The 13,803-nt window shown below is 69.5% G+C and carries 12 protein-coding genes; 9 read left to right on the top strand and 3 right to left on the bottom strand.

Translation table 11 applies throughout. From position 1 onward, the window contains the following. Positions 1-17: 17 nt before the first annotated feature. The gene (locus IEY70_RS13375) at positions 18-698 is read left to right on the top strand and encodes a glycerophosphodiester phosphodiesterase (RefSeq protein WP_189065529.1); all 681 of its coding nucleotides are present in this window, start codon (positions 18-20) and stop codon (positions 696-698) included. Between the two features lie 108 nt (positions 699-806). Here the strand turns inward: IEY70_RS13375 and IEY70_RS13370 are convergent, their stop codons facing one another. Beyond that, positions 807-1,655 (bottom strand): NAD(P)H-binding protein, encoded by an 849-nt coding sequence (locus IEY70_RS13370; protein WP_189065528.1) that lies wholly within the window; start codon positions 1,653-1,655, stop codon positions 807-809. Positions 1,656-1,845: 190 nt separating this feature from the next. Here IEY70_RS13370 and IEY70_RS13365 point away from each other — a divergent pair, with 190 nt between their 5' ends. The 4 genes from IEY70_RS13365 to IEY70_RS13350 all read left to right on the top strand — a co-directional run bounded on the left by IEY70_RS13365 (position 1,846) and on the right by IEY70_RS13350 (position 7,666). Then, positions 1,846-3,132, top strand: a complete 1,287-nt coding sequence (locus IEY70_RS13365; protein WP_189065545.1) for an ABC transporter substrate-binding protein — start codon at positions 1,846-1,848, stop codon at positions 3,130-3,132. A 281-nt stretch (positions 3,133-3,413) separates the two neighbouring features. Then, complete coding sequence (locus tag IEY70_RS13360) at positions 3,414-4,352, top strand: carbohydrate ABC transporter permease (RefSeq protein WP_189065527.1); 939 nt, start codon at positions 3,414-3,416, stop codon at positions 4,350-4,352. Further along, positions 4,342-5,217 carry a carbohydrate ABC transporter permease gene (locus IEY70_RS13355; protein ID WP_189065526.1) on the top strand — a complete coding sequence of 292 codons (876 nt, stop codon included), beginning with the start codon at positions 4,342-4,344 and terminating at the stop codon, positions 5,215-5,217. The genes IEY70_RS13360 and IEY70_RS13355 overlap by 11 nt, the downstream gene beginning before the upstream one ends. A gap of 190 nt (positions 5,218-5,407) precedes the next feature. Beyond that, positions 5,408-7,666 (top strand): esterase-like activity of phytase family protein, encoded by a 2,259-nt coding sequence (locus IEY70_RS13350; protein WP_308425522.1) that lies wholly within the window; start codon positions 5,408-5,410, stop codon positions 7,664-7,666. Positions 7,667-7,979: 313 nt separating this feature from the next. Here the strand turns inward: IEY70_RS13350 and IEY70_RS13345 are convergent, their stop codons facing one another. Then, complete coding sequence (locus IEY70_RS13345) at positions 7,980-9,479, bottom strand: carboxypeptidase M32 (RefSeq protein ID WP_189065525.1); 1,500 nt, start codon at positions 9,477-9,479, stop codon at positions 7,980-7,982. Positions 9,480-9,565: 86 nt separating this feature from the next. Between IEY70_RS13345 and IEY70_RS13340 the strand changes: the two genes are divergently transcribed. From IEY70_RS13340 to IEY70_RS13325, 4 genes are all read left to right on the top strand, one after another. Beyond that, positions 9,566-10,081: an RNA 2'-phosphotransferase gene (locus IEY70_RS13340; protein WP_189065524.1), complete on the top strand. Its 516-nt coding sequence runs from the start codon at positions 9,566-9,568 to the stop codon at positions 10,079-10,081. A gap of 262 nt (positions 10,082-10,343) precedes the next feature. Next, positions 10,344-10,970 carry a hypothetical protein gene (locus IEY70_RS13335; protein WP_189065523.1) on the top strand — a complete coding sequence of 209 codons (627 nt, stop codon included), beginning with the start codon at positions 10,344-10,346 and terminating at the stop codon, positions 10,968-10,970. Positions 10,971-11,363: 393 nt separating this feature from the next. After that, positions 11,364-12,098 (top strand): Sir2 family NAD-dependent protein deacetylase, encoded by a 735-nt coding sequence (locus tag IEY70_RS13330; protein WP_189065522.1) that lies wholly within the window; start codon positions 11,364-11,366, stop codon positions 12,096-12,098. Continuing rightward, positions 12,095-12,901, top strand: a complete 807-nt coding sequence (locus tag IEY70_RS13325; protein WP_189065521.1) for a hypothetical protein — start codon at positions 12,095-12,097, stop codon at positions 12,899-12,901. The genes IEY70_RS13330 and IEY70_RS13325 overlap by 4 nt, the downstream gene beginning before the upstream one ends. Here IEY70_RS13325 and IEY70_RS13320 read toward each other — a convergent pair. Continuing rightward, positions 12,889-13,644, bottom strand: coding sequence for an SDR family oxidoreductase (locus IEY70_RS13320; protein ID WP_189065520.1), 756 nt, complete (start codon positions 13,642-13,644; stop codon positions 12,889-12,891). The two genes, IEY70_RS13325 and IEY70_RS13320, sit on opposite strands and share 13 nt — an antisense overlap. Between the last annotated feature and the right edge of the window lie 159 nt (positions 13,645-13,803).

Raw genomic sequence — 13,803 nt, 5'->3', positions numbered from 1 at the left:
CCGGTAGCCTGCGGGGTATGAAGCCGCTTCTGCTGGGTCACCGTGGCACGCCCCGACTGCACACCGAGAACACCCTGGCGGGGTTTCAGGCGGCGATGGACGCCGGTCTGGACGGCGTGGAACTGGATGTGCGCCGCCTGATGGACGGCACGCTGGTCATTCATCACGATCCGGCCCTGAAGGGGGGTGGGTCGCTGCCCGAGATGAACGCCGCCGACCTGCCCGCGCACGTGCCGACGCTGGACGCCGCGCTGGCGTGGGCGGCGGACACGGGGGCGTTCGTGAACGTGGAGATCAAGTTCGAGGGTGCGCGACCCGATGACCGCGTGCACCGGACGCTGGACGCCATTCGCGCGCACGGCCTGTCGCGCGGCGTGATCGTCAGTTCGTTCAGTCCGCTGGTGCTGGACGCCGCGCGGCATCACGCGCCGGAGATCGAGCGGGGGTTCCTGTTCCACCGGGCGTACCGGGTGGGACCGCTGGACCTCGTGCCACTGGTGATGCGGCGCGTGCAGGCGGCGGCCATGCACCCCATGCATCCGCTGATCGACGACGCCCTGATGGCCCAGGCCCGCGCGCACGGCTGGCGCGTGAACACCTGGACCGTGAACGACGCCGCGCAGGTGGCCCGCCTGAAAGCGCTGGGTGTGGACGCCCTGATCGGCGACCTGCCGGACGTGCTGCTGACCGCCCGCTGAAGATGAGGCGTGGGCAGCAATGTGTAGCCAGTGGGTTGGCCTTGACATAGCCAGAGGCGCCGCGCAGACGCTGTTGACCATCAGCCATCAGCCATCAGCCATCAGCCATCAGCCATCAGCCATCAACCAGTCCTGCCGGTAGTGCTGCGCGAAGTCCTCGATGGTGTGGCCGGTGCTGCCGGTCAGGGTGTGCAGGTCGGGGGTGGTGGGGGCGGTGTCGCCGGCGCGGATGGGCGGGTAGATGGAGGCGATGCCGCGCGCTTCTTCCTCGTCGCTCTCGCCGGTGGAGACCAGGAAGTCCACGAAGCCGTCGTCGTCGACGGGGCGGTAGGTGATGGTGTGGCCCAGGGCGCTGCTGAGGGCGGCGGCGACGGCGTGCCGGTCGATGGAGTGCGGGCCGGTCAGGGGGTATTCGCGGGCGTCGTGGCCGGGTTGCGTGAGGACGATCACGGCGGCGGCGGCGATGTCGCGCGTGTCGATGAAGCTGGTGCGTTGCTCTCCGGCGGGTTCGGCGAACTCGTGGCGGTCGCGGATGCCGCGCCGGAACATCTGGTTGTAGTTCTGCATGAACCAGTTGGGGCGCAGGACCGTCCAGGTCAGGCCGCTGTCACGGACGGCGTCCTCGGCCTCGCCCAGCGGGTTGTCGCCCTGCTCGGCGCCGAATCCGGATTGCAGCACGACGTGGTTCACGCCCGCTTCCTTCATGACGTTCAGGGTGCGTTTCAGGGTTTCTGTGTCCACGGTTTCCGGAACGATCAGGTACACGCCCTGCACGCCGGTGGCGGCCTCGCGGACGCTGGTCTCGTCGCCGAAGTCGAAGTGCGTGGCGTGCGCGCCGGTCGGGAACGACGCCTTCTGCGGGTGGCGGGTGCCTGCGCGGACCTGCTGTCCGGCGGCCAGAAGCTGGGGCACGAGTTCGCGCCCGACGTTACCGGTGGCGGCTGTGACGAGAATCATGCCCTGACTGTAGGCCCGCCGCGCCCGGTGGTCGCGTTCCCTGAAGGCCTGCTCAAGCGCCGCCCGGGCGGGGCGGGGAGAGCGGGCAAGTCCTGCCATGACAGCCCTCTGGGGTGCCTGACAGACCCATCACACGCCGATGATGAGAAGCTGATGGGACGGGCCTAGGCTCGCGGGCGTGAACAAATTGATGCTGACCCTGGCCCTGCTGGGCACCACTGCCACGCAGATCGCTTCCGCGCAGACCACCGTGGAATTCTGGCATTCCTTCGGGGACGCCAAACGCAGCGGCTGGATTCAGGCCCGCGCGGACGAGTACAACAAGACGCACAGCGGCGTGAAGGTCGTGCCCAGTTACAAGGGCAGCTACAACGACAGCCTGCAGGCGACCATCCTCGCCGCGCGTCAGGGTAAGGCCCCGGCCCTCGTGCAGATCTTCGAGGTCGGCAGTCAGCTGGCGCTGGACAGCGGCGCGTTCCAGCCGGTCAGCAGCGTCAAGAACGTCGATTTCGGCGATTACATCAAGCCCGTCATCAATTACTACACCATCGGCGGGAAGGTGAACAGCCTGCCGTTCAACTCCAGCAGCCCGGTCCTGTACTTCAACCAGGACCTGATGAAGAAAGCGGGCCTGGACCCCAAGCAGCCGCCCACCACGTACGGCGGCCTTATCAAGGCCTGCCAGAAGATCGAGGCGGCGAAACTGGACACCACCTGCTTCGGCATGAGCCTGAACGGCTGGTTCATCGAGCAGTGGATGGCGCAGCAGGGGGCGCCCCTCCTGAACAACGGCAACGGCCGTCAGGGCCGCGCGACCGCCACGAACCTCGACAGCAAGGCCGCGAAGAACATCTTCACGTTCTTCAAGACCATGCAGGACCGCCGGTACTACACGTACACCGGCAAACTGGAAGACTGGGACGGCAGCGACGCCATCTTCACGAACCAGAAGTCCGTGTTCCACATCACGTCCACCGCCGACATCGGCAACATCCGCGACGCCGCGAAGAAAGCTGGCTTCAGCGTGGGCGTGGGCGTGCTGCCCATCGCGGACGGCACCAAACGCAACGGCGTCGTGATCGGCGGGGCCAGCCTGTGGATCAGCAAGGGCATCAGCAAGGCGCAGGCCGAGGGCGCGCTGGACTTCGCGCTGTACATGACGAACACCCAGAACATGGCCGACTGGCACAAACTGACCGGGTACTACCCGGTGCGCCAGAGCAGCATCGAGCTGCTGCGCAAGCAGGGCTGGTTCACGCAGACGCCGCTGCAACTCGTGGCGTTCAACCAGCTGACCCGCACCGTGCCGGGCACCGCCACCGCCGGCGGCCTGAACGGCGCGGCCATCCAGACCCGCAAGATCATGGAAGAAGGCGTGCAGAAAGTCCTGGCCGGGCAGAACGTGGACGCCGCGCTGAAGGAAACCAAGGCCCGCGCCGACGCTGCGCTGGCCGAGTACAACGCGAACTTCAAGTAAGCACTCCGACTGAATGGTTCGCAACAACCGTTCAGTCCGAGCGGAGCGAGAAGGAGAGAAACGGGTTCCGGGCGTGGAGTTGGCACCCCGGCTCTCTTCCGGGGTGTCAACGAAACAGACGGAACCCGTACAAGCACTCTGCCTGACCCCCTGATCCGTCCCACCGTTTCGCCCTGCCTGCCGCGCGGCCCGGTCCCTCCCTGACGGAGGGTGGGCCGCCCGCGCCATTCACCGGAGGCCAACCGAATGACCCGTCTACCCACCCCGCCCCCCGCCCGTCCATGCTGAGTCCTGGCCGCGCCCGCCCCGCCCCGGACGCCAGCGAGAACGCCGTGTTCCGGGGCCGCGCCCTGCCGTGGGTGTTCCTGCTGCCCAGCCTGCTGATCCTGGCGGTGTTCATCTACCTTCCGGCGTTGCAGACGCTGCGGCTGGCCGCGTACCGCGCCAACGTGATCCTGGGCACCGAGCAGTTCGTGGGCCTCGCCAATTTCGCCGAGTTGCTGTCCAGTCCCGCGTACCGGCAGGTGGCGCTGCAGACGCTGGTGTTCACGGTCCTGACCGTCACGTTCGGGCTGCTGCTGTCCCTGGGACTGGCGTGGCTGGCCAGCCGTCCCGTGCGTGGCGCGAGTACGTACCGCCTGCTGCTGATCTACCCCTACGCCCTGAGCCCCGCCATTGCCGGAACGCTGTGGCTGTTCCTGTTCAACCCGGAGATCGGCGTGGTGAATGCCCTGCTGGGCGAACTGTTCGGCGTGCGCCCCCGCTGGCTGGACACGCCCGTCCTGGCGTTCGGGCTGGTCACGCTGGCCGCCATCTGGAAGGGACTGGCGTACAACATCGTGTTCTACTTGGCCAGCATCCAGAACCTGCCGGGCGACGTGATGGAAGCCGCAGAGATCGACGGCGCGACCCCCGCGCAGGTGTTCTGGCGCGTGGCGTTCCCGCTGCTGAGCCCCATCACGTTCTTCCTGGTGTTCACGAACATCATCGCGGCGCTGTTCGACTCGTTCGCCCTGACGGACATCCTCACGCGCGGCGGGCCGTACACCGGGAATGCCGGGGCGACCACGTTCCTGGTGTACCAGCTGTACCAGGACGGTTTCGTGAACTTCAGGACCGGCGCGGCCGCCGCGCAGGCCGCCCTGATGCTGGCGCTGGTGGCGTTCGTCACCTGGATGCAGTTCCGGCTGGGCGAGAGGCGGGTGCACTATGGCAGTTAAACACCCGGCCGCGCCGTCCGCCCGCGCCGACCGGGCCGCCCCCCGCTCCCGCCGCGCGCGGGGCGTGTGGGTCACGCACGCCGCGCTGATCGTGGCGATCCTGATCATCAGCGCGCCCCTGATCTTCGCGGTCATCAAGAGCACCCAGACGTCCAGCGTCGTCCTGAGCCCCAGCCTGCTGCCCGGCGGCGCGTTCCTCCAGAACCTCTCGGGCGTGTGGGAGGACGCGCACCTGGGCCGCTACATGCGTAACAGTCTCGTGGTGGCCGTGTGCGTCACGGCCGGAAAGACCCTGCTGGCCCTGCTGGCCGCGCTGGCGTTCGTGTACTTCCGCTTTCCGCTGAAGGGCGCGGCGTTCACGCTGGTCCTGCTGTCCCTGATGCTGCCCACCGAGGTGCTGATCATCGCGCTGTTCGATCTGGTCAGCCGCGACCTGAAGTGGGCGAACACGTACGCCGCGATCATCGTGCCGTTCCTGGCCAGCGCGACCGGCACGTTCCTGTTCCGGCAGCATTTCCTGAGCATCCCCACCAGCCTCGCCGACGCCGCCCGCATCGACGGGTGCGGCCCGCTGCGGTACCTGACGCACATCCTGATTCCCATGAGCACGAACACCATCGGCGCGCTGGCCGTCATTCAGTTCGTGTACGCCTGGGATCAGTACATCTGGCCGCTGGTGATCATGCAGCAGGACGACAAGCAGGTCGTGCAGGTGGGCCTGCGCAAACTGATCGAGGTGGGCGGACAGACCGACTGGGGCGCCGTGATGGCGGGCGCGGTCATCACGGCCCTGCCGCCCCTGATCGTGTTCACGGCCCTGCAGAAGCAGTTCAGCCGGGGCTTCGCGCTCACCGAGGACAAGTAGGCACTCGGGTGAACGGGGTCACCACGGCTCCTGCGCCGTCTGTTGACCCTCTCCCCCCGCGGGAGAGGGTGCCCCGGAGGGGCGGGTGAGGGGGTCACGAAGCCGACCCGGTCCGTGCGGAGGGACCCCCTGACTCCGGGCTGACCGGCCGCGCACGTTGCTCTGACGTGCGCGGCTTCAACTGACGGGTGTGAATTCCTCATCTGCTGTCCGCACGTCCGTGAAAGCCCTCATGATCCGCCTGTCGGCCGCGCTGCTGCTGGGCGTGGGGTCCGCGCAGGCCGTCACGCTGGCTGGGTACGCCGAGTTGCCTGCCGATACCTTCGCGCCCGGCCCGGCCAGCGGCGCGTGGAGTAATGGCCTGCGCGGCCAGCCCCGCTTTCAGGAGCAGCCGGTGCAGGGGTTCAGCGGCGTGCAGTTCGCGCCGGACGGCACGTACCTGTTCCTCAGCGACAACGGGTTCGGCGCGAAGAACAACAGCGCCGATTACCTGCTGCGCCTGTACCGCCTGACCCTCACCCCGAAGACCGCGCCCACGGGAACCGGGAAGGTGGAGGTGGGCGCGTTCGTTCAGCTGCGTGACCCGGAGCGGCGCGTGCCGTGGCAGATCGTGAACGAGGCCAGCCCGGAGCGCCTGCTGACCGGCGCGGACTTCGACCCGGAAGGCTTCGTGGTCGCGCCCGACGGGACGCTGTGGGTGGGTGACGAGTTCGGGCCGTACCTGCTGCACTTCAGCGCGGACGGCGTGCTGCTGGACGCACCCATGCCCACCCCGAACCTGCCGGGCCTGCCCACCCTGACCGGCCGGGCGCCCATCGTGATCGGGCACCGGGGCAGCAGCGGCACCCGCCCGGAACACACCCTGGAAGCGTACCGGGTGGCCATCGAGGCGGGCGCGGACTTCATCGAGCCGGATCTGGTCGTCACGAAAGACGGCGTGCTGGTCGCCCGGCACGAACCCGTCATGGTCGTGCTGGACAAGGACGGCAAGGTCACGGAGGCCACCACCGACGTCGCCACCCGCCCCGAATTCGCCGGGCGCGTGAAGACCAAGAACCTGGACGGGCAGGACGTCACGGGCTACTGGATCGAGGATTTCACGCTGGCGGAACTCAAGACCCTGCGCGCCGTGGAACGCCTCCCGGCCCTGCGTGGCCGCACCTTCGACGGGCAGTTCGAGGTGCCCACCCTGAGCGAGATCATCGCCCTGATCCGCGACACCGAAACCCGCACCGGCCGCCGGGTCGGCATCTACCCCGAAACGAAACACCCCACCTTCATGGCCGCGCAGGCGGGCGTGAACACCTCGCAACTGCTGATCGACACCCTGAAGAAGGAAGGGTTCACGGACCCGGCGCGCGTGTTCATCCAGTCCTTCGAGACGGGCAACCTGCGCGACCTGCACGCCACCATCATGCCCGCCGCCGGCGTGAAACTCCCGCTGGTGCAGCTGCTGGGCGGCCAGACCGGCGCGCCCTACGACCTGACCGCCCGCAAGGACCCCCGACAGAACGCCGACCTGACCACCCCCGAGGGCCTGCGCGACATCGCCACGTACGCCAGCGGCATAGGCCCCAGCAAGGGCTGGATCATCGACGGCAAGGGGCAGACCACCGACTTCGTGACCCGCGCGCACGCCGCCGGGCTGCTCGTGCACCCGTACACCTTCCGGAACGAACCCACCTTCCTGCCCGCCCAGTACGCCAACAACCCCGAAGCCGAGATGCGGCAGGCCATTCAGGCGGGCGTGGACGGCCTGTTCACCGACTTCCCCGCCACCGGCGCGAAGGTGGTCGCCGAGTACGCCGCGCCCGAAGTCCGCAGCCCCCAGCACCCCGCCTTCACGCAGGGCGCCAGCAGCGGCGCCGCCACGCTGGGCAGCAGCGGCGGCTTCGAGGGCCTGACCCTCAGCCCCGACGGGAAGACCCTGCACGCCCTGCTGGAAAAAACCGTGGCTGGCGACGCGCCCGGCCAGCTGCGCCTGCACGCCATCGACCTCGCCACGAAGAAGTGGACCCTGACCGGCCGTTACCCGCTCGACGCGCCCGGCAACGCCATCGGGGACATCACGCCCGTGAACGCCTCGGAACTGATCGTCATCGAACGCGACGGCGGCAGCGGCGACGCGGCCCGCACCAAACGCCTCTACCGCGTCAGCCTGACCGACCGCAACGCCGACGGCACCCTGAAAAAGAACCTGCTGGCCGACCTGCTGAACATCGCCGACCCGCAGGGACTGGCGCCCAGCACGACCGGCGGCGTGTTCCGCTTCCCGTACGTGACCATCGAGAACGTCATCGTGCTCGACGCCACCACCGTCCTCGTCGCGAACGACAACAACTACCCCGGCACCGGCGGGCGCGGCGCGGCCGTGAAGGACACCAACGAGTTCATCTGGCTGAAACTCGACGCGCCCCTGACCCTCGCGCCCGGCGTCGGCCGCCGCTGAGCCTCACGGGCGACCCACCGCCGCTGTCAGAATCCCGAAATACTCCGCGTGGCACACTGAACTCCGGACCGGCAGACCCTGTGCGGTGATCCCCGCGCCCTGCCCAGCCCCCACACCCCCAACCCAGGGCCGCCCGCCGATGTTCCCCCGGCCGGGCGGCCCTTTCCGTGGGGCGCTCATACGGACTGCTGTCTGTTTCGCTGACAGATCGGAACACCACCGATCTGCCCACTCCACGTCCGGAACCCGTTTCTCTCTTACTCGCATCCGCTCGGATTGAACGGCTCTACAAGCCATTCAATCGGAGTCCGTATTACAGGCTGTACAGGTCCGTGTACTTCCCGCGCAGGTACGCCAGGTACGGCGCGGCGGTCATGCCCTGCCCGGTCGCGCGTTCCACCAGTTCGGTCGGGGTGAACGTCCGGCCCGGCGCGTACACGTGCTCGCGCAGCCAGCCGTGCAGGCGACCGAACTCGCCCCGCGCGATGTCCCCGTCCAGGTCCGGGTTCGCCGCCTGGGCCGCCGCGTAGAACTGCGCGCTCAGCACGTTCCCCAGCGTGTACCCCTGGAACACCCCGCCGATCCCGCCGCTGAACCAGTGCACGTCCTGAAGCACGCCGTCCACGTGACTGGGGGCGCGCAGGCCCAGGTTCGCCTCGTACGCCGCGTGCCACGCGTCCGCCAGATCGGAAATGGCCAGCGACCCGCCCAGCAGCTGCCGCTCCAGCTCGTAGCGCGTGATCACGTGCAGGTTGTACGTCAGCTCGTCCGCGTCCGTGCGGATCAGGCTGCGGCGCACCACGTTCACCGCGCGGAACATCTCCTCCTCGGTCACGTCCGAAAGCTGCTCCGGGAACGCCTCCCGGAAGCGCCCGAACTGCCCCGCCCAGAACGCCCGCGACCGCCCCACCAGGTTCTCCCACAGCCGCGACTGACTCTCGTGCACCCCGGCACTCACGCCTCCGCCCAGCGGGGTGTCCAGCAGGTCCTCCGCGACGCCCTGCTCGTACAGCGCGTGCCCCACCTCGTGCAGCGTCGAGTACAGCGCGTCCGTCGGGTCCGCCAGCTGCGCCCGCGTCGTGATCCGCACGTCCCGCGCACCCAGCCGCGTCATGAACGGATGCGCCGTCAGATCCTGCCGCCCCCGCGCGAAATCGTACCCGTACAGCGCCCCGACCTCCTCACCCAGCCGCAACTGCGTGGGAATCGGGTACTCGCGCGCCAGGAAGTCCATCCGGGGCGCCGGGGCCGCCGCGACCGCGTCCACCAGCGGCACCAGCGCCGCGCGTAACTCCGCGAATACCGCGTCCACCTGCGCGGCCGTCATCCCCTCATCCGAGGCGTCCACGAAGAAATCCATCGGGTCCGCGAACTCCGGGAAGAAACCAGCGCGCTGCACGCTCAGGTCCAGCGTCCGCTCCAGCAGCGGCACCATCCGCGCCCAGTCGTTCGCGGGCCGCGCCTCCACCCACGCCGCGTAACTCTCACCGGCATGCTGCGCCGACGCCCGCACGAACTCCCCCGGCAGGCGCGTCGCCCGCTCGAACTCCCGCCGCGCCACCCCCAGCATCCGCGCCTCAGTAGGCCCCAGATCCAGCGCGCCCGCCTGATCCAGCAGCCGCCCATACCCGGCGTCCGTCGCCCGCGCGTGCCGCACGCCCGCCAGCAGCGCCCGCTGCCGCGCCCGGCCCGACCCCGCCGCGCCCGGCAGGTACGTACTCTGATCCCACCCCAGCAGCGCCCCGATCCCACCCAGGTCCGCCAGTTCCTGCCAGTGCGCCCGCAGCGCCACCCACGTCTCATGCTGTGTCATGGCCCGCAGCGTACCGCGCCCCCAGCCGGATGGCCTGCGCCAACTGGCCGATCCCCCACCGGCCTTACCCCGCGCACACTGACCCCATGACCGACCACGCCCTCTCCAGACGCCTCTCGTACCTGCTGCGCCACGCCCCACACGAGGCGGGCCTGACCCTCGCGCCCGGCGGCTGGGTGCCGCTCGCGCCACTGCTCTCGCACCTGAACGTCACCCGCCCGCAGGTTGAGGCCGTCGTCGTAGGAAGCGACAAGGGGCGCTTCAGCCTGCGCGGCGACCACATCCGCGCCAACCAGGGTCACAGCGTGCCCGTCGACCTGCAACTCGAACCTGCCACGCCGCCCGCGCGGCTGTATCACGGCACGCACGCTGGCGCCCTGCCCGCCATCCGCGAGGAGGGACTGCGCCCCATGAACCGCCACCACGTCCACCTCTCACCCGACCCGGACACCGCCCGGCGAGTCGGCGCGCGGCGCGGCCCGCCTGTCATCCTCACCATCCGGGCAGGGGAGATGCACGCCGCCGGACACGTGCTGTTCGTCAGCGAGAACGGCGTGTGGCTGGTGGACCGCGTGCCGCCCGCGTACATCGACGGTGCATAACGCACCTGGGGCTGCCTCGGCAGAGGGCGTGCTGGACGGCAGAAACCGGGCCGCGTGGTGGGGGGTTGACGCGCCCTGCATACCGGGGTATCCTTTCCTTATCACCGCCGAAGCAGGCGGGTTTTTTATTTTCAGCCTGAATTGCCCAGGCGGCCCGACATCACCGCTCTCCTTCCCGCCGCATTCGAGACAGCGTTTCCGGCTCCCGTCCACCTGCTTCAATCTACCCGGCCCTGATCCCCCCTGATCCGGAGGTGTCCCTGTGTCCAGTGAACGAATGACCATCACCAAGGCCCTGAGCGAACTGAAACTGCTGGAGAAACGCGCCAACAAACTGATCGACGAGACGCCCTTCGTGACCTTCACGGTCGGCGCGGAGCCGCCCCGCGAGGCCCGCAGCGCCGCCGAGTTCACCGACCGCGCCAGGGCCCGCCGCCAGAGCGTCACGGACCTGCTGCGCCGCCGCTCGGCCATCAAGGCGGCCGTGGTCGCCAGCAACGCCCGCACCACCGTGGACATCGCCGGGCAGACCTACACGGTCGCCGCCGCGATCGAACGCAAGGCCAGCGTCGCCTTCGAGCAACGCCTGATCGCGCGGCTGCGGAGCGACCTCGCCCGCGCGCAGCGGGAAGTCGAACTGCACAACGAGCGGGCCGGTGAACGCCTCGATCAGCAGGCGCAGGCGCTGCTGGGCAAGGAAGGCTCACGCGGCGCGGAGTACGAGGCGCTGCACCGCTCCTTCATGGACCGCAACGCCGCGCGCCTGCTCGACCCGCTGGACGCACAGGCGGACATCGACCGGCTGTCGGATCAGGTAGACGCGTTTCTTGCCGAGGTCGATCAGACCCTGAGTGTCAGCAACGCCCTGACGGTGATCGACGTGCCGTGAGGGCCGGGGCTGGCCGTTCGAACGGCGCGCGCCGTGACCGCCCCGACCACAGGGTCATGTGGTTAACTCCCTGACTTCCGGAAACTGGATGTCTTCTGCACCAACCCCCCACAGGGGGGCCGCTGAACACTCAAAGTTGACAGTTCAGGTGACAGCCTTCACACCTCTCAACCCTCTTTCCATGAACGCTCAGCGCTCAAGCTTGCAAGGCTCGATCAAATCCTGGACGCAGGGCACCCACGGACCCGGTCACTCCGGCGCGCGGCCCCCAGGCTGAACGGTCAGCCCCACCCACATCAGGGCTCCCTGGCACCACCGGGGAGCCCTGAACCACTTTGACCCCTGCCGGAGTTGAGGCAGCGTGGCCATCCGGGTTCGGGCTACCCTGCCCTCATGGATCTCGCTGCTGCCCGCACCGCCCTGCAAGCCGCCTCCCGCGTTGCCGTGCTGACCGGCGCGGGCGTCAGTGCCGAGAGCGGCATCCCCACCTTCCGGGACGCGCAGACCGGCCACTGGGCGCGCTTCCGGCCCGAGGACCTCGCCAGTCCGCCCGCGTACCGCCGCGACCCCGAGATGGTCTGGGAGTGGTACGCGGGCCGCTACCGTGACGTGCTGGCCGCGCAGCCGAACGGCGCGCACGACCTGCTGGCGCGGCTGGAGGTACAGAAAGGCGCGGGGTTCTTCCTGGCCACGCAGAACGTGGACGGCCTGCACCACCGCGCGGGCAGCGGCACACACGGCGGGCGGGTCGTGGAACTGCACGGCAACCTCCTCAGCGGCCGGGACGAGGTCACGGGGCAGACGTTCCCCCTCGCTGCGCCCGCTGAGCTGGTCACGCCGCCCACCTCCCCGCTCGGGAACCGCATGCGGCCCAACGTCGTCTGGTTCGGCGAGTACCTCCCCGAGAACGCCCTGGAAGCCGCGCAGGACGCCTTCGCCGCCGCCGAGGTCGCGCTGGTCATCGGCACGAGCGGCGCCGTGTACCCCGCCGCCGGCCTGGCCGCCGAGACCCTGCGGCGCGGCGGGATCGCCATCGAGATCAACCCCACCGACACCGAGATCTCGCACCAGATGACCTACGTGGTGCGGGACGTCGCGTCACGCGGACTCGCCGCCCTGCTGGAATGAAGAAGGGACTCGTCCCGGCGCGCATCTGGGGCCTGCTCGCCAGCGAGGCCGACCGCGTGGTGCTCTTCCGGCGCGGCCCCTCGCAGTGGACGCGCGTGTACCTGTGGGACACCGCCACCGACACCCTGACACCCGGATCGTGGTTCCAGGGGCGGCTGTACGAGTGGATGAGCGACCTCTCGCCCGACGGCGAGCACCTGCTGTACGCCGCGCGGAACGAATCGAAGCGGCAGCAGGCGCTGGCAATGGAACGCTACGGCGTCAGGATGTGGAGTTGGACGGCCCTGTCGAAACCGCCGCAGGTGCACGCCATCGGACTGTGGAACGCCTCGGACGGCTGGAGCGGAGGCGGCGCGTTCCGGGACTCACGCACGATCCAGGTCAACCACACCGACCTGACAAGACAGCAACTGATCCACCCACCCGGGTTCGTGGTTTTGCACGCGCCAGGGAGGCAAGGGGTCAATCCCCTGACGGCGACGCTTCAAGGGACCGGTTGGCGCGTCACGCACGAGCCCGAGCAGTGGATCGGCATGGGGGAAGCGCACCCGTTCACGCTGCGCAAGGGGGCACTGGAAATGAACTTCATCAGCGATCAGCGGTACCACCGCTTCGTCCGGTACCGCTGGCTGGCGGAAGGCCCGTCGCCCGATCTGGAGGGTGCCACCTGGGCCGACCTCGACCGCCGGGGGCGGCTGCTGATCGCCCGCGCCGGACGCGTGTTCATCTGGCGCGGGGGGCAGGAGTCGGAACTGGTGGACCTGAATGCCGACCAGCCGCCCCGCCCGGCTCAGCCTGCGTAGGGGTTGGGGCGCGTGGCCTCCTGCGCGAGCCATTGCGCCCAGGTGCGGCCCACGCCGCTCAGGTCCGGGCGGGTGAGGGGCGTGAAGCGCCGCGCGGCGGGGACGGGCAGGACGCGGGTGCGGGTGCCGGTCGCGTCGGCCCAGGTGCGGGCGAGGTCCGGCAGGGCGAGCACCTGCGGCCCGACGATGTCCGGCGCGCGGCCCTGCGGGGCACCCAGCGCGACCTGAGCGATCTGCGCGGCGGCGGCGTGGACATCCACCGGCTGGAGGGGCAGGCCCGGCAGGGGCAGCAGCGGCGCGCGGGTCAGGCGCGACAGCATGAACGCCACGAACTCATGGAACTGCGTGGCGCGCACCACCGTGAACGGCACGCCGCCCGCCGCGACCAGCGCCTCGGTCTGGGTCTTGGCGCGGTAGTACGGGAACGCCCGCACCTGATCGCAGCCCACGATGCTGACGTACACGACGTGCCGCACGCCCGCCTCCCGCGCTGCCGCGAGGAGCACGCCGGTCATCTCGACGTCCGACTGGGGCCGCGACGGCTGGCTGGCCGCGTGAATGACGGTGTCCACGCCTCGCAGCGCGTCCGCGAGGCCCGCGCCGGTCTGCAGGTCGCCCTGCCGGAAGGCGGGGCGGGGGTCGGCGTGGCGCGACAGGACGCGCACGTCCGCGCGGCCCTCCAGGGCAGGCAGGAGGGCGCGGCCCAGTACGCCGCTGCCTCCGGTGAGGAGCATGGTCTTCATGGGGTGGCCTCCAGCAGCGTGGAAAGGGGGAGAGGATGCGTTGCTGCGTTCAGCAGACGCCATGGCGCGTGGCGGATTGTCCCCCGCCGGGTGTCTGATTTCTCCCACACCCGTTCCGGGAAAGCCTGTTAATTTCTAGGTGGCCCGCTCTCGGGTGGG

Origin of the sequence: Deinococcus seoulensis, assembly GCF_014648115.1 — a bacterium.
GTDB lineage: Bacteria > Deinococcota > Deinococci > Deinococcales > Deinococcaceae > Deinococcus > Deinococcus seoulensis.
Note: the sequence above shows the minus strand (reverse complement) of the source record. Positions and strands in the feature narration are given on the sequence as shown.